Raw genomic sequence first — 21,232 nt, 5'->3', positions numbered from 1 at the left:
CGAAGCCCGTCAGGAAAGGCTGATGAAGCTGGCCGCCTGAGCTGCAAAAGCTTGTCCAGACAACCGGAGCCGATACACTTTCGCGGCAAACGCTCGTGCGCACATAGACCAGCCTGTTTCGACAGACCTAGGGAGAGGTATTGATGAGTAATCGCAATAGGGTGTTTTCAGGTCTGTTGGACGCCGCATATGCGCTTGACGAACAGGCAGCCGGACGCAAACCAATGCTCTCCCGGGTGCTCACCGGCGCGATCACACTGGATACACTATTCCGGCGGGGAGAACTAGACGCTGATCTGCAGGATGCGGCTCTTTGTCTCGAGCGAGTCGTGACCGTGGGGATGTGGCATCTGGATGCGGGCGGACGGGCGCGTGCCGCGAACCTGGCTTCTATTACACGAGCGTTCGCAAATAGTTACGCAGGCAAAGGAACTTCTGAAGGCTAGGCGGCGATTCGCCACCGTTGGCACGGCGGGTGCTGCTCCATATAGCTCTGGTGTTGCAATATTCATGCATTGCTGCAAGCGACTCTGCGCGATACTACCGCCAGATTTCGCACAAAAGGACGACTGCCCCGAATAGCGAAGCATTCTGCCGGAGCGACTCGCAGCCGGAGCGACTCGCTTCCAAGGTCGTCAACGAGCGTCACTGGTGGACAAAGCCCGCCCATATTGCTTTGCTAACCGTGATTGGCGTCGACTGCACAACACGATGGTAACAAAAGAGCATGAGGATGCCATCGGTGCAATCGCCGGTGAAGCGCGGACAGTCAGTGCTTAATGATTCTGCCCAAAAACACGTCGTGGTACGATCGAGGGCGCATCAGCGAATCGCACCGACCTCGGATGAGTGAGGTGGCAATTCTCTCTCGTTTGCGTTGGGGAATGCCACGCGTTCAACAGCAATCTGCAATCCGCAAAGCGGGCCTTTCCGGTGGCGGCGGGAAAACGCACCATGATCCATCCCGGTGGCGGAAGAAGAAAATCGCCATTGGGCCGGAACCGTTATCTGCGACAACGCAAACATAGCGACCGCCTACTGTGCGGCCAACATGACTTACCCGAAATCCTCTCGTCGGTGACAACCAATCCTGAACCATCGTTCTTAGCGACCTTGCTGCACTTGCCATGAGCTTCTCCTTCTGATTCACGCCGACGCTTGATCTCCCCGCTCTTTTCAGGCGAATCGGAAGGCTGCGTGACGGTTTGGATAACTAATAATTGCTGCGACTCATACTCACTTTGGCAGCACGAGCCGCTTGTCTCCAGGTCCGCGATGGACGAGACCACGGGCGTGAGCCCGAGATGTCCGCGTCCAATGGAGAGGTGGAGAGCCGTGTTGGTGCGGAACCCTCTGGTCCGACTACCTCCAATTGACCGTCTCCTGCCGAATTGCAGAGGCAACGCGCTTCGCTCCTTTCGGTACCTGCTCAGATCCGGCGGATGATTCGCGGGTCGATCTTCCCATCTCGGCGCCGACTGTCCTTGAACCCGTTGCAAGGCGCAGTCCATACGGGACAGAATCCAACGCACCGGTCGTGATCCGATCCAAAGGCATTGCGTCGCGCGCGCGAGAATGGATTTCGGTGAACTCCGGAAGAGGCAGCTATCGCGCACCCGTTAGGCCGTGGGTGCGGTCATATCCGTTGAGCGCCGACGGTGCCCAGTTCTCAGGGGTTTGCTTCGGCTTAAGGATCTCGACCTTTAGGGGATAGCAAGCTGCGGTGTCGGACGAGTGTTCCGAGGAACAGTCGCCGCCCGGGCACGCAGACATGCAGGCCAGCAGGTCAATTTCCGCGAAGAACTCGAGATAGTCGCCGGGACGCACCGGGCTCGCCTTCATGAAATACTCGCCAGTGTCCTTCGAGAACCCTGTGCACATGAAGACGTTCAGCACGTCGTGAACGTATGCTTCGGACTCTGCCAGTGACTTGCCCGTCGTTTGAGCCAGGGCGCGGGTGAGATTTGAGTGGCAGCAATGGTGATACTGCGCGCCGCTGTTCAGCATGTTGTGCGTGTAGGGGTCGCAGCGTGTACCAATAACGTCGTGAACTGAACCGCCGAACTCATCGAAGCCGTACCAATCCAATGTGTCATGGGTGATCGTCGCAATCGGTCGAAGGTAGGGGAAGGACGAGAAGAGCTGATCACCGAGGCCTACGTGCGTACCATTGAGCGCACGTGTTTTGCCGCTATAGAACTTCTCGTTCAGGTCATGAAGGTTGAAGAGATTGAGATCTCCAACCTGCGACCCCTCGGAGCAAATCACGCGGAAGAAGTGTCCGGCTGGGACTTCCCAGGTCGCCGCTTCCCGTGGCGGTACGATTACCGTGTTGACCACTTGAAGAGTGTCGCGAACCGCGCGATAGGCAGCGAGATCCGGCCGTCTCAGCTGCTCCGTCGGATAGCAAGTAACAGGCTTTATGGCCTTTCTTGCCGGGGCGTCTGCGGGTGCTTGAGTTATTGGAGTGGGCTTCATCTAAAATTGATCTCCGGGATTACCGTTAATTGATGGAGTGCCATACTTATGAGTGACATACCTTAGTGCTGTCAGTCAATACCTGCCAGCTCTGTGCTGAGGTCGACCAGCGTACCGGCGTCGACTTTGATTCGGATACGACCCCCCCTCGGCGCGCTGACAACGGTTTCCATCTTCATCGCTTCAACAACTGCCAGCGGTTCGTCCTTGGAGACCTCCGCCCCGTCATTTACCAACCACTTCAGGAGCCTGCCAGGGATTGGCGCAGTCAAGACTCCATCCACTTTCGGTGTCGGAATGGTAGTAGCCGAGCCGGGAGACGCCAACCGGGAGAAGATCGCGGCGGGCAAGCCAACCTCACAGCGCTTTCCGTCAATGTCAATGAAGGTGCGCAAAACTCCGCTTTCGATTGACTCGACCCGCGGAGCGGGTTCGAAGTTGTGCAAACTGGTTTCGATCCAGTTGGTATGAACGCCAAAGCCGTCTTCTCCGGTAAAGCTGCGTTCGCTCAATACGGCTCGGTGAAAAGGCAGCACCGAGGCGACACCATCTATCCGAAACTCAGCCAGGGCGCGGCGTGCACGAGTCAGGGCCTCCTCGCGCGTTTCCCCAGTGACAATCAGTTTCGCCATCATGGAGTCGTACAGACTAGGGATCTCCGAACCGCTTTGCACGCCCGAATCCAGGCGGATACCGGGCCCCGACGGTGCTTGAAAACGCGTGATAAGCCCTGGTGTCGGCAGAAAGCCGCGACCGGGGTCCTCTGCGTTGATTCGAAACTCAATGGCGTGGCCGCGGACTGCGGGTGTGTCTGTGACCGACAAGGGAAGGCGGTCGGCGATCCGTAGCTGTTCGACGACAATGTCGACGCCGGTCGTTTCCTCTGTTACCGGGTGCTCAACCTGCAGTCGGGTATTGACCTCAAGGAAGGAAATAACGCCACCTTCCGAGAGCAGAAACTCGACGGTGCCAGCGCCGACATAGCCCGTGTCTGCGCAAATGGCGCGGGCGGCATCGTGGATACGCGTACGCTGCTCCTCCGTAATGAAGGGCGCAGGTGCCTCCTCGACCAGCTTCTGGTTGCGTCGTTGGAGCGAGCAATCGCGCGTGCCGAGCACCACTGTATTGCCGTAGTGATCTGCGATGACTTGCGCCTCGACATGCCGCGGTCTGTCAAGGAACTGCTCTGCATAGCAGTCGCCTCTGCCGAAGGCTTCAGTCGCTTCCCGCACGGCGGACTCGAAGAGTTCACCAACGTCCTCAAGTTTTCGAACGACCTTCATGCCGCGGCCTCCGCCACCAAAGGCGGCTTTGATAGCAATCGGCAGCCCAACGTGTTTGGCAAAAGCGATGGCCTCGGCGGCCGAGGTGAGCGGGCCCTCCGATCCTCTGACGAGTGGAGCGCCAACTTTGGCGGCGATGCGCCGCGCCTCAACCTTGTCACCGAGTGCCTTGATGACTGCGGGCGGCGGGCCAACCCAGGTGAGGCCCGCGTCAAGCACCGCTTGGGCGAATTCCGCTCGTTCAGAGAGAAACCCATAGCCGGGATGGATGGCGTCTGCCCCAGCTTTCTTGGCAATACCGAGGATTTTTTCGATGTTCAGATAGGTGTCAGCTGGACGGCCGGGTCCGAGACAATAGGCTTCATCGGCAACTTCGACGTGCAGTGAGTTGGCGTCGGCATCGGCATAGACGGCGACAGAGGCGACGCCATAGTCGCGCGCTGCCCTGGCGATACGGATGGCGATTTCACCGCGGTTAGCAATTAGGAGCTTTTTCATTGATGGTTTTCAATTACGAGTGGCTCGAAGGCTTCGATGGCATTGAACACAATGCTCGCGCCGATGGGAATTTGTCCGGCAACGTTCAGATGATGTCGGGCTACGACGGCAATCACTGGATAGCCGCCGGTGACCGGATGATCGGCAAGGAAAATCACGGGCTGGCCGGAAGGCGGTACCTGAATCGCTCCATATGGGCAACCCTCAGAAGGGAGCTCGCGCGTATCTTTGCGTTTGAGCGCTACAGCGCCGCTCAGTCGCATACCGACACGGCTCGACTCGGCGGTGACCTGCCACTTTTGGTGGAGGAATGTCTCGACTGCGTCGTCGGTGAACCAGTCGGTTCGTGGTCCGAGCAGCACATCAATCGTCACCGTGTCTTGGGTTGTGGGCAGTGGCGCACCGTCAGGCCGAACGCTGTCAACCGCGGCCACAGGCATTGCCGCCGGTATGAGAACGTCGCCGTTGACAATAGGTTTAGGCCCGATCTTTGACAGTGTGTCTGTTGCCGCTGAACCGAGCACTCGTTCGACAGAAAAGCCGCCCCTGAGAGCTAGGTAGCTACGCGTTCCTTCTTCTGGGAAGCCAAGTGTCAGCTCCTCGCCAGCATCAAGGGCAAAAGGACGCGCGAACGGGGCGGGAATGCGACGGCCGTCGGCTGCAACGATGAACACCGGAGTTGAAGCGCCAGTCACAGCAAACGTAGCCGGTCTGTCTACCTTGAGAGCGAATCCGCCTAAAGCGATTTCAAGTGCGGGGGTGTCTTGCGGGTTTCCCACACATAAATTGGCTTCAATAAGGCTTGCGCGATCAAGCGCACCGGCGGCGGTAACGCCTTGGTCGGAACAATTAGGCCGACCTAGGTCTTGGAAGAGTACGGGGCGATCGCAGCGCGTCACGATAAGGCCCGGGCCCTGATCGTTGACTTCGCTGCTGACTAGCTTGCGCTCCGCAACAAGAACGCTCGCCCCCTTTGACATGTCGCGGAAGCGGATTCTGTCACCCGGTGCGGCAAGCGCCGGACGAGGGCGGCTTATGTCCCACATTTTCAGTGGAGTTCGACCTAGCAGCTGCCAGCCTCCTGGACTGTCGGACGGATAAATGCCACTGAAGCTCCCACCAAGTGCTACAGAGCCGGCGGGGATGCGGGTACGGGGGCTCTCGCGTCGGGGCACATTCAGCGCTGGATCGTCGCAGGTCAGATAGGCGAAGCCTGGTGCAAAACCCGTAAAAGCCACCGTGTACATCGCGTCTGTATGGCGGCGGACTAGCTCGTCAATCGACCATCCAAGCAAAGTCGCAACGTGCTCAAGGTCCTCACCGTCGTAAATCACCGGAATATCGATACTCACCCCGTGAATTGTTGTGCCGGAGTCAAGACTTGTTGCGCGAATTGCGTCTATCAGTGCATCACGATCGATGACCAATGGATCAAACCGTACCAAGAGCGTGCAGGCAGCAGGGACCAGCTCGAGAACTCCTTCCAGACGATTTACGCGAAGACCGTCTAGCAGGCTCAGCGTTACGTGGAGATTCTCCATCTCTACAAGGATGCAATCAGCTCCAGCGGGCAGAAAACGTAAGGCTTTAGTCATAAAAAGCGTCAGATCAAGGGGCGTGAAGGCGGCGTCGCGCACAAGTAGCGAACGCGCACCACTTGCGTTCGGGAGGGATAGCCACCGCCGCAAGCTCGTTGCATTTTGTTGAGTATAAGCGATAATATTGTTGAACAAAATAGTGAGGGAAACCCGAACGCACTTGGCGACGCGAAGCCTCGCGTTGCTGTTCAGTTTCAGGTAACTACTGCGGGGTTTAGGGCGACAGCGCAGTCACTGAGGCCGACCTGCGGAAGCTCGGCGAGATCCCGCCAATGGCGGCTGCCTTCTTCGAAACATCGATCGAAGAAGCGCGCCCGCGGCATAACGAAGGACGTGAATTTAGCTTTGAACGGTCCTCGAGATGCATGAAAAGCGCGCCGCTAAGCGGCAAAACAAACCACCTCGAACCACTCTAGAACATCATGGAAATCGATCTCAACGCCGATCTCGGCGAAGGCTGCGGCACCGACGAAGCTCTGATTAAATTCGTTAGCTCGGCAAACATCGCTTGCGGCTGGCATGCGGGCGGTGCAACCGCCATGCGCGAATGCGTGCGCTGGGCCGTGCAGAATAGCGTGGCCATCGGCGCACATCCGAGCTTCAAGGATCCCGAGAACTTCGGTCGCAAGGAACTGGATCTGCCGCCCGAGGAAATCTACGCAGGCGTGCTATACCAACTGGGCGCGCTCTCGGCAATCGCGCGGGCAGAAGGCGGCCGCGTCGCGCATGTAAAGCCGCACGGCGCGCTGTATAACCAGGCTGCGAGGACGCCCGAAATCGCAGATGCGATCGCGTCCGCGGTTTTCGACTTTGATCCGTCGCTGCTTATGTACGGTCTGGCGAACAGCGATCTGATTGATGCCGCACGGCGCGCCGGCCTGGTCGCGGTGGAAGAAGTGTTCGCCGACCGCGGCTATCGTGCGGACGGGTCGCTCGTGCCGCGCAAGGAACCGGGCGCGCTGCTGGATGACGAAGACCTTGTGCTCGACCGCGCGCTCGCGATGATCAGCGAACGGCGCGTGCAGGCAGTATCGGGCGAGTGGGTGCCGCTCAACGCGCAGACCGTCTGCCTGCATGGCGATGGCGAACACGCCCTGGCGTTTGCGCGGCGAATTCGCGGCGCGTTGAGCGATGCAGGCATCGATGTCCGCGCGACAAGGACGCCGCCTATCTGAGACGCGAAGAGGGTGCGCAGATGGCAACAGGGCTGTGGACAACGACCAAACCGGCGTCTAAAACCATTATTCTCTAAAAAGACGGGGTCGCGGAGCCCCGGATGGACGGGAGGGCACTGATATACTTCTCGCTCTTTTCGCGATCCTCAGCGGCAACTTGGCCTCGCGACACACTGCTGCTGTGGTTCGGCCTTTGGTGCCTCGCTGATAGAGAAGTCACATCGGCGCATAGTGTGGTGAGCCGTCGCATTCGACTACCGCTTAAACAACATTATGCAAGAATCGCACTTTGCGGCACCGGGCGGAACGGTGAAGTTTTCAAGATTCATACCATGACGAAGTTGGGATCAGTAAGTTCGGCAGGATCCGACGAAGAATCGCTCGCATTAAAGGTCGCTGAGCGGATTCGACAGATGCTCATCGCCGGGGAGTATCGCGCGGGCGAGAAGCTTTCGGAGCAGCAGGTATCTCAACAGTTCGAGATATCCCGAAACACGTTGCGAGAGGTCTTCAGGATACTGACCAGCCAAAGGCTGCTTGTGTATGTCCCCAATCGCGGTGTATTCGTTGCGGCTCCCGACGAAGCGGCTGTCATCGACTTGTATCGGGTCCGATCCATCATTCAAAAAGGCGCGATCTTGCTGGCGACGAAAGCGCACCCCGCGGTCGCGCAGATGCGCTCACTCGTCGACGAGGCTAAAAGCGCCGGGGAAGCCGGTGATTGGATGAGAGTAGGCACATTGAATATGGCGTTTCACAGATCTATGGTTGATCTGTGTGACAGCGAACGCCTCAGTGCGTGGTTTGATCTCGTACTTGCCGAATTGCGCCTGATTTTTGGCCAGGTAGGCGACGGTCCCCACCTCCATGAGCGGTTCACGGCGATGAACGAAGCATTAGTGGCAAAACTGGAGCAAGGTGATATCCAGGGGGCCCTTACCGAGTTAGACGCGTACCTGTTCACTTCGGAACGAGCGATACATGCTGCGATTCACCGCGTGAGGGCTCGAACGGCAACACCTGTATAGCGAGCAATTATTGGCTCCTAAAACGGAGTGGTGTCCACGCAATTGTTGAATATCGGACATCGGACCATTCAACGGAGCTTTGTGGCGATGTGCATCGTTAGACAATTAGGATTACTACTTAAGTACCAGCGGCACCGCATTTTCTAATATCCGCATCTGGGTTAGCTGCTTTGACAGGAATGCCCACGCGTTGGGTGTATTGCCCTCCTGTTGGCTCGACTAGCGACGTTGATACTCTCGCTCGGTCCAATCAGGAAGTCTTGCGGACGACTCAGCTTTTTCTGATGCCCAAAAGGATGCATCCGTCGCGGTGGCGCTGCTCGTCCTCTCGAAAGCGGACCGCCGCGTCAGCTTTACGCCTCAGTAGCCAGTAGGGCGTCGCAACGACGCCTCCGTAACAATTTTCCAGAACCGCATGCTCTGGGTACAGCCCCATGGATGAGTCTAACTAACACGTCCTGTAAAAAATCATCAATTGCCCGTTCGGGCACGGTCGCCAACAATATTCGTTAGCCGGACCGCCCGTTTGTACGGGTGGACACTGTTTTACAAAGAAGCGGTTGTCGCTCTAACGCCGTAGAGTTGACACCGAATCTCTCAATATCCCAGAGGCCATGGCCGCCAGATAGGGCAGTAGCTGTCGCACGGTTTGCTCTGCCGCCACTGTGGAGATTCTTTTTATGCGTTTGGAGGCCTTAATGGTGTCGCAGCTCGGAAAATATCTCGGAATTTTGGACCTCGATTGTGGTTCGCCAGCCGATGTCAAATCGCCGTTGCCTCCGAAAGGATCTCTGCTGAGATCTGATACTTTCGATTTGCCTGTGATCACAGAAGTAGTCGAGGGTGCGTGGGCAGATGCAGTAATGCGTGGCGATCCGGAATTGGAGCCGGCATATGTTGCAGCAGCACGGCGTTTAGTGGAACGTGGTGCGGTAGTGATTAGCTCGAACTGCGGAGGAGCGATTCGGTACCAGGCGGCGCTGGCAGCAGCTGTGGATGTGCCGGTCATAACGTCAGGCATGTTTTTGCTCCCGCTGTTGCTCCGTCAACTGCCGTCGACTAAAAAAATTGGCATCCTTACGCTCAACTCGAAAGCTTTTACGGACGACTTGCTCGGGTTGGATGATTTAAGCCAGCGTGAAAGGATTGTCATCGGCGGCGTCGAGGGCGGTGAATTCGCCGAAAACGAGTCGGCGTCCCCACCGCGTGCGACGGACCTCTTGGTTATGGAGAGGGAGGTAGCTGAGTGTGCCACCCGTCTACGTTCGGCACACCCGGACATCGGTGCCTTTTTGTTTTCGTGCACGCTATTTCCCCCGGTAGCGCCGATGGTCCGTCGCACGACGAGATTGCCTGTCTACGATATTGCAACGGTCTGTCGGATGATTCTTCAATCGATTCCCATCTAACCGCGCCTGTAGATTGGTAAAGAGTCGACGGGCGGCGCTCGCTTGGAACTGAAAAGTAACCTTGCTATTGAGCGTATTTTTGCTCTCGTCGGATTCATCTCGTATCATTCGAATAATGCGCTCGTGTGAGAAAATATGGACATGATTTCAGAAGTAACTCGCGCTTTTTGGAAAAAGAATATTATATGGGATACGATTTATCCCATCGATATGCTTAACAACGCATTTGGCTGCCCGGCGAAGTATCTGGACGATTATCACCAATCGGGCGTCACGTTCACTTCTATTTGTTTTGTCGAGGATGACGGAAATCTCGATTACGCGGTAAGAAGTATTGCTTCTCAACGGAAGCTTATTCAGTCTAAGCCCGATATCTTCATCCAAGCCAAGACGATGGCCGATGTTCTGCGTGCGAAAGAGGAAGGAAAGCTAGCGATCGGCTTTCAAACTCACGGAACAGGCTGGTTTGGCAAAGAAATGGGCGCGCTTGAGGTATTCCAAGCGCTTGGACTGAGAATAGTTCAGCTCGTATTCAACGCGTCCAATTTTGTTGGAGGAGGATGTACTGATAAGGCGGATGGTGGTCTGACGACCTACGGCGGTCGAGTTGTTCGTGAGCTCGAGAGGTTGGGCATTGTCGTTGATCTCGCTCACGCAGGTTATCGGACAACGCTCGACGTGCTGAGTATGGCAAAGCGTCCTGTAATTTTCTCGCACGTCGGCGTGATGGAAGTCAACAGTCACTACAGAAACATTCGGGACGACCAGCTTCGCGCGCTCGCAGAGAATGGCGGGGTGATGGGATTGTCCGGAAACAGCGCGTATATTGGCGATGATTTGGGCGCGATGTCCGCCATCTTCCGTCACCTGGATCATGTAGTGCAACTCGTCGGTCCGGACCATGTGGGATTCGGTTTTGACTTCGTATTTGAAACCGACCTGCTAAACCAATGGGCTTTAAACGTTCCGGACGAATGGCCCGATTCAAAGAACCCTAACTTCAAAGGCTTCCGCTTCCAGAGACCGCAGAACGTTATAGAGCTGGTACAGCTAATGTTCGACCATGGATATCCCGAGGACGCGGTTCGGAAGATCGTGTCAGGCAATTTCATGCGGGTATGCGAGCAGGTCTGGGAAACCCACTGAAATCGATCGCCGGCGATAAAAATTGTTGTCTATTTCTTAGAAGGTTGATTATGGATATTTCAGTTCCGCTCCATGGTAAGGTTGCTCTGGTCACTGGCTCTACTAGCGGGATCGGTCTAGCGATCGCAAAAACACTGGCGGCGAATGGTGCGGACATCGCCCTTAACGGTTTTGCCACGGCCGATCAGGTAGCGACGATCCTTCAAGATATGCGAACTGAAACTGGCCGGAAAGTCGAACATTTTCCTCATAATCTGGCAGATTTTGCAGAGGCCAGCGCACTGGTTTCTGCCGTTTCTTCTCAATTCGGAAAAATCGACATCTTGGTCAACAACGCAGGTGTGCAGTTTGTTTGCGACCTCGATCATTTTCCAGACGATGAATGGCACCGCCTTATTGCAATTAACTTAAGCGCGGCCTTCGCGACAACGAAAGCAGTTTGGCCCCAGATGAAAAGCCGTGGATGGGGACGAGTTATTAATACCGCGTCCACTCTTTCGTTTCAAGGGGAGCCGGGAAAATCCGCGTATGTTGCGGCGAAACATGGGGTGCTCGGGCTTACGAGAGAAGCTGCAATCGAGGGCGCGCAATCAGGTATCACCTGCAACGCAATCTGCCCGGGATGGGTAATGACGCCGTTGGCAGAAAAGCAAGTGAAGGCGAAGGCTGAAGCCCTTCAGGTTTCGTTTGAAGAGGCCGCGCGACAAGTCGTTCGAGCAGACATGCCCACAGGCCGTTTCGTCGCGCCTAATGAGGTAGCGGCGGCTGTATTGTTCTTTTGCAGTGATGCGGCAAAATCTGTTACCGGAACTGCTTTGCCGATCGATGGTGGCCTCCTGGTTTTGGGTGCTTACCAAGTAGAAGCAGCAAAATGAGGATTGGAAAATGAGCAAGCCAGAACTTAGCAAACGTCGCGTCAGCATAGAAAATGGAAACCCTTCGAGCGATCTCGGGCGCCTCATTGCGCAACAACGAGCCGAAGCCTCGTCGCTGAATGCGCAAGAATGCGTTGACACGTTTTCGGGTAGTACGTGCCTGGTAGAAGGTCTCCGTTCGGAAGGGCGTTTTAGTGACCTAGTCGTGACAATTGACGAACCGGTGAAGTGGGGCGGAACGGGAAGAGCGCCTAACCCAGCCGAGGTAATGTTGGCAGCGCTTGGCGCAAGCATCGAAATAACGGTCAAATGCTACGCGGAATATTTGGGCATTCAAGTCAAATCGATTGGAGTGGAGCTATCGGCTGAGATGGACAGCCGTGGATTTTATGGCGTGAGTCCTGAGTCGCGTTCGGGATTTTCTGGCGTCTCCGCGAAGGTGAAGATTGCCAGTGATGAGCCGCCCGAAGTTATCTCTCAATTGCTTGAGATTGCGGAGCGTTGCTGTCCTGTCCTTGACAATGTAAGGAGGCCCACTGAGGTCGTGCTGTCCCTAGATCGTGTACAGCCTGGTGAGCACTGAACCGGCCGAGCTATCGCCAACTCCTGACGACGGGCGCGCTAGGTGATGGAGCTTCATATTTGGCGCTGGCTGCTGAGGGCACCCTTTGCGGCCCCGAAGATGGCAAGTAGGAGTCGTCCAGTAAAACGGCCATCTGAGCAGCACTGCCCATCTGCCGTGCGCGCCACGCCAGACATGAGCGAAGCTAACAAGTGCCGTTAGTATTTGTTGATTGCGAAGAGATAAAGGGTCATTGATACTCGCTGAGCAGGCGCCGCGCGAGGGAAGCAGATAAGGCGAGCTTCTATGAGGGCTGGCGGCTTAATGATTAATAATGCCCACTGGTTGAACGGTTGACATCAATTCAAGGAACAGAACATGAGACAGGTAAAGTGCGCGTTTCTTCTCGTCGGTGCGGCGATTATCTCTGCTGCGTCCTTCGCGCAGCCCGCGGTGGCGCAGCAGCGCCTAGTCTTTGGCTTCGATGGATCCTTTCCGCCCTTTGCGTCCATTGACGCTGCGGGTCAAATGCACGGCTTTGATGTTGATCTGGTCAAGGCAGTCTGCGACGAACTGAAGGCGAAATGCGAACTCAAGAATATTCCGTGGGACGGTATTTTCACGGCACTTGAATCAGGAAAGATTGACGTAGTGGCGGCCGCGCTTAATATTACCGACGAGCGCAAGAAGAAGTATTTAATGACGACGTCCTACTTGAAGTCTCCTTTCGTTTTCATGGTTCCTAAGGCGTCTAACGTGTCTTCTGCGCCTTCACTTAGTGGGCAGGCAGTTGGCGTTGTCGGCGGGAGTATTCCAGAGAAATATCTTCGTGAGAAATTGAAGTCGATTAGTGTTCAAGGTTACGACAGTATAGACGCGGCGGTCCTCGATCTAGACGCTGGACGTGTTGCAGCTGTGTTTTCTGAACAAGTTAACCTCGAACCAGCCTTCGTTCGAGCGAAACCGGGAGTCTACAAGATTGTAGGCTCGCCGGTGGAAGATCCTGCTTATGTAGGGCAAGGGAAAGGGTTCGCGTTACAAAAGGACAAAACGGAATTGCTTCAGAAAATTAATCAAGCTCTTGCCAAGATCGATGCTAACGGCGAACGGAGCAAGCTCAGTGTGAAATGGTTTGGCACTCAAGTAACCAAGTAATCTCGTTCGTGCTCGCTGTCTATCGCTCACGCCGGCCGTCGTGAAATTTCGACCATGACAACTGGCGTCAGCCACCATGTTGGCCGAAGTCGCGCTTTCGGGCCGCGTCGCCCTCGACGAGCTGCCTTCCATGGACTGCGTCTTGGGCGCGTGGTGATCAGATGGGCATCGCATCCTGGGCGCAACAAGGTTTTGACAACGGGCCGCTCTGCCTGGCCGAAAGCGCGTCAAAGATGACAGCATCCGTTGGAATCATGCGGCAAGACACAAGGTATTACTCGAATATCATCAAGTCAACGTTCAGTTGGCACCCACCGCCACGTCATGGTGTTCAAACGCACAGCTTTGCCCGGCGACCATGAAAAACCACTCCACAAACTTGTCGGCGATTGCAGTCCGGTTCTCACGAAACTTGATGTAGTAGCCTTCGTCTTCGTAGGCCCCAAGGTCGGATACGATAATCAAGTCTCCGCGATTTATTTCAGCTCGAAACACATTGATCGGGCACAGGGCAACGCCATGACCGGCGATCACCGCGGCCGCGAGGAGGTTAGAATCCTGATAAACGGGACCGGACAATGCCTTTGAATTGGTCAATCCTGCGATCTGACACCAGTCATGCCAGCCCTCGCGGTTTTCGTCGTGCAGAAGGGGCATCGCGATGATCTCCTCGGGTGAATGAAAGGAGCCGTTTCGTCGAAGAAATTGCGGGCTGCACACAGGCTTGTTAACTCGAGAGAAGAGACGCCTAGTAACTACGCCTTTGCTTTCGTTGTCGCCGTTAGTGATGAGGACATCGAGGTCGGCCGAACTCAGCTGCTCGCTTGGCTTCGCATAAACCACGCGAATGTCCACCAATGGGTGCTGCGCGCTAAACTCGGCTAAATTAGGGGCGAGCCACCGTGAAGCGACTGACGGGACGCAGCCCACGGTCAGGATCTCCGCTCCGGACATCGCCTTAACCGTCTTGCATGCATCGGCCATGGATTGGAACAACGGCGACATGCGATTAAACAATTCCTGCCCAGGTGTTGTCAGACGAATGCCCCGACCCTCGCGGCGAAACAACGGCGCGCCGAACCAGTCCTCGAGGTTGTGAATTTGATGGCTTATCGCAGCGTGCGTGACATTAAGTTCGTCACCTGCGCGCGATAGACTAAGAAGTCGAGCGGCGGCTTCGAAGGCGCGTAGAGCGCCTAGAGGGGGAAATCGCATAATCGTCGAACTTTAAATCGGTGGCCGTAGCGAAGCAATTGCTGGTTTCCCCAACTATGGCATGTCCAAAAAGGCCCGGCCAGCTGATTGGCGGCTAGGGCTGGGTACAACCCAGAGACGTTCTTCAGCCAAAAGCTGGTGTTGGTATAATTTTTGCTTCTCCGACATTCGCAAGCGCTTTCAGAGGACATTATGCTGACGCTAAGCTTCAACAACGAAGCCGCGGCTTCACTACGTGTCTTGGGCGTGCTCTGAGTCGACCTAAACTGCCACTTTGAGCCAAGGAAATTGGGGGGCGCGGGCCCTACGTTGACCATGCATGCTTCTCATGCCTCGAATCGGTAACCCAGGCTAACAGCTACAGTTAATTTTCATCAATTGCCCCGCCAGCGCGACTAACACATAGTTACACCTTCGAGAAGCAATGCGACCCGGGCCCTCTTCAATTGGCCTGGCGAAATAATACGTTTGGAGACGACTCACGATGAATGTTATGTATGCAAGTGTTTCGTGCATCATTAACGAATAAAGGTGCGCTAATGATCGAAGCACATAGCGGAGACCCCGTGCTGCAAGCGCGCGGTATTGTGAAGAACTACGGTTCCATGGTGGCGCTGCACGGCGTCGATCTGGAGGCTCGGCGTGGCGATGTGATTGCGCTGATTGGCCCCTCAGGCTCCGGTAAGAGCACGCTTCTACGCTGCCTTAATTTCATGGAGCAACCGTCTTCTGGTCAGGTAGTGCTTGATGGCACTGATGTATTTGATGCCAAGACATTCCTCCATCGGCCTGGAAGAAAGGAGCGGGCTAGACTCATTAACCTGCGACGCCGCGTTGGGATGGTTTTCCAGTCTTTTAATCTGTGGCCGCATCGCACAGCAGTCGGCAACGTAATGGAAGGCCTAACGCAGGTCCTTAATGTTCCTCATGGCGAGGCCAAAGAAAAAGCGATGCAGCTTTTAAGTAAAGTTGGGCTGGCCGAGCGTGCGGAGCATTATCCTAGCCAGCTTTCAGGTGGCCAGCAGCAGCGAGTGGCAATCGCTCGAGCACTCGCGACTGAACCAGAAATTCTCCTGTTCGATGAGCCTACTTCAGCGCTAGATCCCGAATTAGTGGGTGAGGTGCTAGCGGTTATTCAAGGTTTGGCGAAAGAGGGGCGCACGATGGTAGTGGTGACGCATGAAATCGGGTTCGCCCGAGACGTGGCGACTGAAGTCGTGTTTATGGCCAATGGCGCAATTAGAGAACAAGGGACTCCTGATGAGGTTTTACATAACAGTGGTTCAGAACTGCTGCGAGGATTCCTGAGTCGCTTTCGCCAACATGGCGCCGTTGATGGGTAGTCAATCATCGGGCGATACTCTTCCCGCCGAATCACTTCATAGTCCGCTATGGACTAGAAATGCGACGTGGCCCATTTGCATGCCTCCGTTAATGGGGTCATTCGAAATTGACAATTGAATGAATACTCTCTCTTTTGCCTCGTTTATAGTCGGCGGGCTGGTTGGCACGATTGGCACGTCACTCGCGGCCTTTGCTGGTGCCGCGTTTATTGGCTTAATGTTGAATCTAGCCTCGACCGGAACGCGGACAGGGGTGGTACAGGCCATCCGTGTTTATATCGTGCTGTTTCGTAGCCTACCCGAAATTTTGTGTGTCTTCATAGCGTACTACGGGTTCGATATCTTACTGAGTTGGATGACAGGCAAGTTTGACTTGGCGCCGGTAACGATTTCACCGTTTGTGGCGGTTACAACCGCACTCGCCATCCAATTTGGAGCTTACTGCGCCGAAATATTTGGGGACGCTCGAAGGAGCGTCCATCCGGGCTTGATTGAAGCGGCAGCGGCCCTTGGCATGACCGAAACGAGGGTGGCGTTGCGAGTGACTATCCCACTAATGGTACGTGCTGCCATCCCCGGCTTGGGCAACTTGTTTCTCGTCATCTTGAAGGTGTCGGCACTGGCCTCGGTGATCGGTCTCGAGGAAGTCACTCGACGAGCAAAGATCGTTGCTGGCGCAACCCGCGAACCTTTTGCTGCTTACGCGATTGCGGCGCTTTGCTTCTTGGCCGTCGCTGCGTTGGCTACCTTGGTGCTGCACCGTCTGCATGGCCGCTTTCACGATGCCGCGCGAGGAGCTTAAAAAGTATGGACTTGACTCTACTTGTCTCACCAGACCTCTGGATGGGTATTGCCCGCGGCGTTCGCGTCACGCTGTTATTGACCATTCTATCGATGGTCCTCGGTCTAGCGCTAGGCACTGTATTAGCACTAATGCGCCAATACGGAAATGGTCCGGCCAAAGCAATCTCAGGCTGTTACGTATTCCTGTTTCGAGGTGTGCCACTACTGATCCTTTTATACTTTCTTTATTATGGCGCGCCGCAGTTTTCCGCAATCAGATCCGGCCCGCTTTGGGGTTTGATATTCAGCTCAGCCTTTAGCACGTGCGTACTAGCGTTCACGCTGAATAATGCTGCGTACCTTGCAGAGGTGGTTCGCGGCGGCATGCTTACGATAAAAAAGGGCGAAATAGAAGCGGGCTATGCTATCGGTCTTAGTGGCTCGAAGGTAGCGAGGCGAATTGTTCTCCCGTTAGCTTTCCGCAGTTGCCTTTATTCCATTGGAAACGAAGCTATCTTCACGATCAAAGCTTCTGCAGTTGCGAGCGTAGTTACTGTTCGAGACCTAATGGGCGAGGCCCAGCGCGTCGGGGTAATTTATTCCGATAATTTGACTCCTTTACTTGCAACCGTCTTGGTGTACGTCATACTTGTGCAAATTGTCGAATGGTTCATTCGCCGTCTTCGTCGCTATTACTATCCGCATCAGTACACGAAGATCGCCAAAAGGGGAGCGTCCGCGAAGGATGTTTCAACGCAGGTGAAAAAGCCGGTGTAGGTCATCCGATCGGTCCAAGAGGCTCGGCGGTCTCACTTAGCGCAGCGTCTGTTCGGCGGACCCTCATACCTGTAGATGGCTTATGACCGGTACATGAGTAATCCACAGCGGTCGCTAATGCCGCAACGTTAGCTTCGCGACAGTGCCTGTTGCCGACGGTAGGATCAGAGCACGATCCGTCATCGCAATTGCGGATGCTACCGTCGAATCAGCGCTTTTCACGAAAATTTACGCGATATTACGTTGTACTAATGAGGAGAAAAACATGAAATACAAAATCGTTGTCGCTTTGTCCTTAGGTATCGTATCCACGACGTCCGTGTTTGCTCAAAGCTCTGTCACGCTTTATGGGATCATTGACGAATCGATTCAATACACGCACAACACCGGTGGTCACAGCAACCAAATCAAAATGCAATCTGGCCAGTTTTCTGTCAGCCAGTGGGGGTTAAAAGGAATGGAGGATTTGGGTGGTGGGCTCAATGCGATCTTTAACCTCCAGAGTGGCTTCGATGTGAATACAGGGAAGATGAACGGTGGGCTCTTGTTTGGCCGACGAGCCTATGTGGGTTTAGACAGCTCACGTTATGGGACGGTCACGTTGGGTCGACAGATCGACACGCTGCAGGATCTTGTTGTCCCTGTGCAAGGCGACTACTTCCTCGAGTATTTCACCGCACCGGGTGATGTAGATAACGCCGACGGCTCGTTCCGCCTCAGCAACGCTGTGAAATGGACGAGCCCGTCGTGGGGTGGCCTCAAGCTTGCCGCCATGTACGCTTTTGGAGGAGTCGCTGGGTCTGTAGGATCTGGTCAAGCGTATAACGCGGCCGTGAACTATAGCAACGGACCCTTGACACTAGCAGCAGGGTATTCGCACACGGACAACGGTAACCCCTCGGTCTCCACACGCGGACAAAGCGCTCAGGATAGCTTCTTTTTCTCGCCCGTAAATTCTGCGTATTCCACGTCCAGCGCGATCAACTTCGCAAGGGCGGGCGCCAGCTACGCAATCGGATCGGTGACTCTCGGTGGCTATTATAGTTTTTCTGAATATCTGGCAGACGCAAGTTCTTCTTTCAGAAATGCAGAGCGCTTTAACAACATTTCGGTTTTCGCCCTCTGGCAGATAACACCCTCGACCTCCGTCGAGGGCGGTTACAACTACCTGAAGTCTCATGGCGATTCGCGGGCGACTTACCATCAAGTCACGTTGGCCTTCGACTATTTGCTAAGCAAGCGTACTGACTTGTACTTTACGGCGGGCTACGGGCATGCTTCCGGACAAAATGGTGCGGGACCCGCACAGGCAGTAATCGCAACGACATACGCCGACGCGGGTAATAGTAACCAAGAGATAGCTATCGTTGGTATTCGGCATAAGTTTTAATCGCTTCAAGCTACGACCACGCAGCCTGGCATGTCGCCGAACGCCGTTTCCGGGCAGACCGGAGGTTTCGGGAGGTCTCTCTGATCGTGGCGCATGCAGCTCCGGTTGTAGGACGGTTCTCTCAGGCCCGTTCGACGAGATGTCATCGGGAGTTAGCCGACGCCTTTTTTGAAGGGGTCGGCTTTTTTTGGGTTCATCGCAGAAAACCGTGGAGCCGTACCGCTGATTTTGCAATCTGACACCTGGACCTCGCGGGAATCCCGCGCACGGGATGGTTTTTCCGGCGATTCTCATCGATGGAGTCGCTATAAAATCCAGCCGTTCCACTCCACGCGTGGGACGCTTGTTGTCATCGCTAGTGTTGGAAACCACGCCGGACTTTGCTCCGGCGCGGTCTTTTTGTTGTGCTCGCATGAGCAACGCGCAATGTCTTTTTTAGCAGCGCTGCACGCTGAACCAAAACGCGCGGCGCTGCATCTTTTCGTTGTTCCATTAGCGGCGCGTTTCCATTCATGGGCCATGACATGCACGGGGGAGGCAGGCTGAGCGATTGGTGCGTCCGCCTGGCATCCAACGTTTCGCCCCAACTTCAGGATGATGCTGGCCGTTGCAAATGGGCCCAGAAAGAGAAACCAGTGAAACACTGCGGATTGGTGACGGTAGGCTGTAATACCGTCAAATACACCAGCCCGGTATTTGCCGGATTGAGTTTCGGCGGAACATACAGCTTCTCGAACGATACGAACTTTGCAAATAATCGCCAATACAGTGTTGGTGCTTCGTACGTAAACGGTGGATTCTTGCTCGCCGCGGCGTATCTCCAGGCTAACAATCCTTCATCGACTGCCATCGGCGCGATCAACAACGGCGGAGATCAGAACTTCCTGGCTAGCCGCCTGCGGGTGTTTGGCGCCGGTATGACCTACACGTTTGCTGATGCAACCGTTGCCCTGTCTTATACCAACACTGACGTGGCCAACCCGGTCAGCTCAGTCTACGTCGGTTCCATCACACCGGCCGGCGGCGTGGCGTCGAACCTTCGATTCCAGAACTTCGAAGTCAATGGCAAATACCAGGTCTCTCCCGCATTCTATGTCGGCGCAATGTATACATATACCCGCGCAACGCTCAGCGAACCGACGGGCAAGCTCCATCCTAACTACCAGACCGTTGGCTTGATGGGGGACTACAATTTATCGAAGCGGACCGATGTGTACCTGCAGGGTGCCTATCAGCATGTTGGCGGCGATACGACGGGCAGCGTGCTGGACGTTGCCTACGTACCCGGCGCGGATGGCGTTTCGTCAGGGGGCAACCAGTTCGTGGTGCGCGCGGGTATTCGGCATAAATTCTAAGCTTTTGTAGCGAGCGTTTTAACGTGCCGGGGATGCGTTGAATCAAACGGATCCCGGGCAGATCGTGCGATTGCACTTGGCTCAGGAGCTGGTCTCACGCCAAGCGGCAAAATTCGCATATGGGCCCATTACATGCGGGTCGCTGAATTGCTGAGCATTGAGATTGCGGCTGAGGAAATCATGGAAACTAGGCCCGAGGGGCGCTGTTCTCAAAATGAGAAATCTGATAGTCAACTTCCGACCAGCTCATGTGAATGGCTCATTGCCATCGGGTTGCCGATTGCGAGTGGACTTTTCATTGTTCTTTTAAAAATGTTGGCAACTTAATGAAGGCGAGTCGGGAGGTTGTTTCGGCGAAAGTCTGCACGAAAAACTCTTTCAGCGCGACGTTGCGGCGTGGCGCGGTGGAGATCTAGAGACGTAAGGTACGAGATTTTTGCAGTTCAGCAACCACGTGGTAGCAATGCCCGCAATGAAAGGCCGGCACAAGGCCGCTGATTTATGGCAGATTGGAGATTCATATGAGCACAAAATCGCAGCTCGAACTTTTTACGCCAAATACTTGTCCGCCCACGTTCGGGTATTCACAGGTGGCGATTATCCAACGTGGCAGGATCGCCTTCATCTCGGGGCAGGTTGGCGTCGACGCTGACTGGCGTTTGGCACCGACCTTCGAGGAGCAGACCGCGCAGGCTTTCAGAAACCTGCAGGCGGCGGTGAGTGCCTGTGGGGCAACCATGCAGAACGTCTGCAAGCTGACAATCTTTGCGGTAGGCGATGTAGACCTTGGAACCTATGCGACCGTTCGAGATGGTATCTTCGCCGGGCAGCCGAAATTGCCGGCTAGCAGTTTAATTCGCGTGGCCGGGCTCTATAGCCCAGACGCGCTCATTGAGATAGAGGCGGTGGTTGCAATTCCGGACACGGATTCATGAAGGGCGCCAAAAGACCATTTGAATAACTGTCATCTCGACATTCGGGCGTCGGAACGTCCCGGAATTTGCCGGAAGTCTCGCGTTGACAGTTAGCCCGAGTCATCAACTTTCACGCTCGATGTCAGTGCCGCGCCGATTTCAGAATTTTCCTCTCGCGCCGTAGCGCAATCCGTCGAGGAACAGCGTCACCAACCTCCAGGCATCGGGTGGGTCGGGACATTCCATCG

17 protein-coding genes and 1 pseudogene are annotated in these 21,232 nt (G+C 55.3%); 14 read left to right on the top strand and 4 right to left on the bottom strand.

The genetic code is table 11. The annotated features are described in order from the left end of the window. Positions 1-143 precede the first annotated feature (143 nt). Positions 144-446 carry a hypothetical protein gene (locus tag EVC45_RS46320; protein ID WP_129963637.1) on the top strand — a complete coding sequence of 101 codons (303 nt, stop codon included), beginning with the start codon at positions 144-146 and terminating at the stop codon, positions 444-446. Between the two features lie 1,159 nt (positions 447-1,605). Here the strand turns inward: EVC45_RS46320 and EVC45_RS40015 are convergent. The 3 genes from EVC45_RS40015 to EVC45_RS40005 all read right to left on the bottom strand — a co-directional run bounded on the left by EVC45_RS40015 (position 1,606) and on the right by EVC45_RS40005 (position 5,854). Beyond that, positions 1,606-2,478, bottom strand: a complete 873-nt coding sequence (locus EVC45_RS40015; protein ID WP_129963635.1) for a DUF1989 domain-containing protein — start codon at positions 2,476-2,478, stop codon at positions 1,606-1,608. 71 nt (positions 2,479-2,549) lie between these two features. Then, positions 2,550-4,259: a biotin carboxylase N-terminal domain-containing protein gene (locus tag EVC45_RS40010; protein WP_129963634.1), complete on the bottom strand. Its 1,710-nt coding sequence runs from the start codon at positions 4,257-4,259 to the stop codon at positions 2,550-2,552. Then, complete coding sequence (locus EVC45_RS40005; protein ID WP_129963638.1) at positions 4,256-5,854, bottom strand: 5-oxoprolinase/urea amidolyase family protein; 1,599 nt, start codon at positions 5,852-5,854, stop codon at positions 4,256-4,258. The genes EVC45_RS40010 and EVC45_RS40005 overlap by 4 nt, the downstream gene beginning before the upstream one ends. Positions 5,855-6,279: 425 nt before the next feature. On the opposite strand from EVC45_RS40005, the gene pxpA reads away from it, so the two are divergent. From pxpA to EVC45_RS39970, 7 genes are all read left to right on the top strand, one after another. Continuing rightward, the gene (gene pxpA / locus EVC45_RS40000) at positions 6,280-7,032 is read left to right on the top strand and encodes a 5-oxoprolinase subunit PxpA (RefSeq protein WP_129963633.1); all 753 of its coding nucleotides are present in this window, start codon (positions 6,280-6,282) and stop codon (positions 7,030-7,032) included. Between the two features lie 332 nt (positions 7,033-7,364). Beyond that, the gene (locus tag EVC45_RS39995) at positions 7,365-8,060 is read left to right on the top strand and encodes a GntR family transcriptional regulator (RefSeq protein WP_129963632.1); all 696 of its coding nucleotides are present in this window, start codon (positions 7,365-7,367) and stop codon (positions 8,058-8,060) included. A 698-nt stretch (positions 8,061-8,758) separates the two neighbouring features. Next, the gene (locus tag EVC45_RS39990) at positions 8,759-9,469 is read left to right on the top strand and encodes a hypothetical protein (RefSeq protein WP_129963631.1); all 711 of its coding nucleotides are present in this window, start codon (positions 8,759-8,761) and stop codon (positions 9,467-9,469) included. A gap of 141 nt (positions 9,470-9,610) precedes the next feature. After that, positions 9,611-10,615 carry a dipeptidase gene (locus EVC45_RS39985; RefSeq protein WP_168991634.1) on the top strand — a complete coding sequence of 335 codons (1,005 nt, stop codon included), beginning with the start codon at positions 9,611-9,613 and terminating at the stop codon, positions 10,613-10,615. Between the two features lie 50 nt (positions 10,616-10,665). Further along, on the top strand, positions 10,666-11,490 hold the full coding sequence (locus EVC45_RS39980; RefSeq protein WP_129963629.1) for a 3-hydroxybutyrate dehydrogenase: 825 nt from the start codon (positions 10,666-10,668) through the stop codon (positions 11,488-11,490). Positions 11,491-11,500: 10 nt separating this feature from the next. Then, the gene (locus EVC45_RS39975; protein ID WP_129963628.1) at positions 11,501-12,073 is read left to right on the top strand and encodes an OsmC family protein; all 573 of its coding nucleotides are present in this window, start codon (positions 11,501-11,503) and stop codon (positions 12,071-12,073) included. A 357-nt stretch (positions 12,074-12,430) separates the two neighbouring features. Beyond that, the gene (locus EVC45_RS39970) at positions 12,431-13,207 is read left to right on the top strand and encodes an ABC transporter substrate-binding protein (RefSeq protein WP_129963627.1); all 777 of its coding nucleotides are present in this window, start codon (positions 12,431-12,433) and stop codon (positions 13,205-13,207) included. Positions 13,208-13,507: 300 nt separating this feature from the next. Here the strand turns inward: EVC45_RS39970 and EVC45_RS39965 are convergent, their stop codons facing one another. After that, positions 13,508-14,422 carry a LysR substrate-binding domain-containing protein gene (locus EVC45_RS39965; protein WP_129963626.1) on the bottom strand — a complete coding sequence of 305 codons (915 nt, stop codon included), beginning with the start codon at positions 14,420-14,422 and terminating at the stop codon, positions 13,508-13,510. Positions 14,423-14,961: 539 nt separating this feature from the next. Between EVC45_RS39965 and EVC45_RS39960 the strand changes: the two genes are divergently transcribed. The 6 genes and pseudogenes from EVC45_RS39960 (at position 14,962) to EVC45_RS39935 (ending at position 21,005) form a co-directional block, all read left to right on the top strand. Beyond that, the gene (locus tag EVC45_RS39960) at positions 14,962-15,765 is read left to right on the top strand and encodes an amino acid ABC transporter ATP-binding protein (RefSeq protein WP_129963625.1); all 804 of its coding nucleotides are present in this window, start codon (positions 14,962-14,964) and stop codon (positions 15,763-15,765) included. Between the two features lie 118 nt (positions 15,766-15,883). After that, the gene (locus EVC45_RS39955; RefSeq protein ID WP_129963624.1) at positions 15,884-16,567 is read left to right on the top strand and encodes an ABC transporter permease subunit; all 684 of its coding nucleotides are present in this window, start codon (positions 15,884-15,886) and stop codon (positions 16,565-16,567) included. Positions 16,568-16,572: 5 nt separating this feature from the next. Continuing rightward, the gene (locus EVC45_RS39950; RefSeq protein ID WP_129963623.1) at positions 16,573-17,325 is read left to right on the top strand and encodes an amino acid ABC transporter permease; all 753 of its coding nucleotides are present in this window, start codon (positions 16,573-16,575) and stop codon (positions 17,323-17,325) included. A 265-nt stretch (positions 17,326-17,590) separates the two neighbouring features. Continuing rightward, positions 17,591-18,715 carry a porin gene (locus tag EVC45_RS39945; RefSeq protein ID WP_129963622.1) on the top strand — a complete coding sequence of 375 codons (1,125 nt, stop codon included), beginning with the start codon at positions 17,591-17,593 and terminating at the stop codon, positions 18,713-18,715. A 668-nt stretch (positions 18,716-19,383) separates the two neighbouring features. Further along, positions 19,384-20,070: pseudogene (locus tag EVC45_RS39940) on the top strand (porin); the annotation flags it as partial. A 521-nt stretch (positions 20,071-20,591) separates the two neighbouring features. Beyond that, the gene (locus tag EVC45_RS39935) at positions 20,592-21,005 is read left to right on the top strand and encodes a RidA family protein (protein WP_129963620.1); all 414 of its coding nucleotides are present in this window, start codon (positions 20,592-20,594) and stop codon (positions 21,003-21,005) included. Positions 21,006-21,232 lie beyond the last annotated feature (227 nt).

Source organism: Paraburkholderia sp. UYCP14C, from assembly GCF_004197395.1.
Taxonomy (GTDB): Bacteria; Pseudomonadota; Gammaproteobacteria; order Burkholderiales; family Burkholderiaceae; genus Paraburkholderia.
This window is presented reverse-complemented; position numbering and strand designations above follow the sequence as displayed.